Origin of the sequence: Bradyrhizobium sp., from assembly GCF_019244115.1 — a bacterium.
Lineage (GTDB): Bacteria > Pseudomonadota > Alphaproteobacteria > Rhizobiales > Xanthobacteraceae > Bradyrhizobium.
The window spans coordinates 1-2,597 of sequence record NZ_JAFATE010000009.1; the positions used below are offsets into that span (position 1 = coordinate 1).

1 protein-coding gene is annotated in these 2,597 nt (G+C 65.5%); it reads right to left on the minus strand.

All coding sequences use genetic code 11. From position 1 onward, the window contains the following. Positions 1–371 precede the first annotated feature (371 nt). The coding region (locus JOZ76_RS00315; protein ID WP_291696645.1) for an autotransporter family protein at positions 372–2,597 on the minus strand (2,226 nt) is incomplete at its 5' end.

The following is a 2,597-nucleotide window of genomic DNA, read 5'->3' on the forward strand; positions in this document are numbered from 1 at the left end:
TCGGCAGGTGTCTCGTCCTTTTCGAGCATCGAAAACCTTCCAGGATCGCGGCGGGGGCGCTTCCTTGCCCCACTCGGTGCCTTGCCTCGCAAAGGGGAATGAAAGCAGTTCCGAACCAGCCCTAAAAGCAGAAAGGGAGAGCGTGGAATTGGCAATCCATACTGCAAAAGAGCCTCGGAAGCGATCCGGGTGGCAAGGGGCGTTGGGCACCTTTCTTCTCGCGCATCGTGCCGCATCGCGGGAGAAGGAAAAGGACCGTGTCACCCCGGCGAGGCTCGCAAGGCGAGCCTCGGGAAGGGGGTCCAGAAGCGGCGGGATTATGGGTTCCCTTCCCCTCGCGCCCCGTGGGCCCTCAAATCAGAACCGCAGGTTCACATTGCCTTGAAGGCATTGTCGGTGGCGCGTTGGCCGTATTGCCCCGAGTAAGAGACGCCGACCGTGAGCATCGAGGTGAGCGCGTAGTCGATGCCGGCCTCGGCCACGAAGGCGTCGCGGTCGATCGGCACGCCCGAGACGCTGAAGGCCTGCGTCCCGCCTTGGAAGGTGAGGAGCACCGAGGGCACCACATCCCCATAGGCATGGCGCCAGCCGAGCATGGTTTTGACGGTCAGCGGCATTGAGGCGAAGGCGAGCTCGCCGCGCACGCCGAGCGTCGTCGTCTGGATGTTGAAGTCGCGCGGCGAACCGGTGAGCGCCGAGAAGCCGCCCGTCTCGGTGAAGCCGTTCTGATGGATGAGGATCGCGGCCGCGCCCGCGAAAGGCTCAAGGCTCGTGCGTGCACTGCCGCCGAAGCCGAGGCCCGGAAGCTGGACACGGTAGCCAACCTCGCCGAAGCCTTGCGCCGTCGAGCCGCCATTGCTCGAGGAGAGCGCCTCGAAGAAACCCGGGAAGGCGAGCTGACGCGTCGTCGAGGTGGTGTTCGTGCCATAAAGCGCGCCAGCCCGGATTTGCAGCGCGCCAAAGCTTGCTCCTGCGTAAAGGCCGCCGAAGACGCTTTCGAAAGTGCCCGAAGAGCCATGCGCGCTCACGGTGAGGGAGTCGCTCGTATAGCCGCCAGCGAGGCCGAAGCGCCAATCGCCGCCGATGAAATTCGTGGCGGAAACATCGCCGCCGAGCACGAACCCGCCGGTCTGGCGCGAGAGCGTGGCCGCGTTGCCGTTGCTCGACGTGCGCCCCCAATCGCCGAAGCCCTGGCCCCAAAGATCGATCACGCGCGGCTGATACATCTGCACGGCCACAGGCGCGAGTGCCGGGCCTTTGCGCGACGGAAGATCGGCCGCGTAGACGCCGGTCGTCTGCGTCGAGGCGCCAAGCGTGGGCGTCGAGACCGGCTGGTTCAAGCGGTCGAGGATCGCTACTTGCGGCAAAAGCGCGTCTTCGTAAGCGGAACTCACTGTGCTCGGATGCACCTCGCCCGAAAGCGCATCGAAGGCTTGCTCCGCGCCTGCCGCCGATTGCCCGATCACGGCGTTGAAGACGGTGCCCGAGCCGAGCGCCTGGATCGCGTTCGCGACGGCGAGCTGGTTCGGCGTGACCGCAACCGAGGCGAAGTTGATAGGGGCATTCGACGCCGGAGTTAAGGTGGTAGGGGCATTCGTCGCCGGAGTTAAAGTGAGCACGACATTCGTGCTGCTCGTTGCGAGCGTCGGGGTGAGGAAGGCGAGGTTAGAGGTCACGTTCGCGAACTGGCCCGTGACGCTTTGCGCCGTGAGGATGGTGAACTTCGTCGCGGCGTTGAGGCCCGTGCCGCCGAGCACGCTCACCGTGCCGCCGTTGAGCATCGCCGTGCCACCGACGGCGAGCTTGTCGTTCTGCCCGGCGCTGTTGATGTTCACCAGGAAGATCGACCCCGATGCGAAGCTCGCATTCCCCGACACGTTCAAGGTCGTGAAGGACGCCACCGCGCCCGGTGCCACGGTGCCGCCCGATTGCGCCACGATCGCGCCCACGAGGCCCGAGCCCGCGAGCGTGCCGCCATTCTGGATGGTGACCGTCGAATTGGTAATCTGCCCCGTCACGGCGAGCGTGCCTTGCACGATCGCCCAGGGCATCACATCCGTGTTCGTGCCCGTCAGCGTCCAGGTGCTCGTGCCGGTCTTTTGAAAGACACCGAAGCCCTGGTATTGCGCGGCCGCGCCGAGCTGCGTCACGTCGAAGCTCGCATTCGTCGCCCCTCCGAGCGCAAATGTGTCGGCGGCGCTGAAGGCCACCACATTGCCTATGATGCTCGAGCCTGCCTCCAAGGTTAGGCTGTTCGTTCCCCCCGTGAACATGATGGCGTTTGCGCGCGTAACGCCGTCGCCCGCCAAGCCGCCGACCACGCTGCCGCTATTCACGAGCCCAAGGCCGGTACCGGAAATGCCGACGCCGCCGAGACCCATCGTGCCGTTCGTACCCTTACGGTTTGGGTCCGTTCCGCCGATTCCCGCGGTCCCGCCATTGCCGCCCATGACCATGCCGGAATTGGTGAAGCTCCCGCCTCCGACGTTGAATTGAACGCCCGCGCCGCCATTCCCGCCATTGGCGCCGTTGCCGACGTTGTGGTTATTGCCGCCAGGGCTATTCCCACCATTCCCGCCATTTCCGCCAGCCCCGCC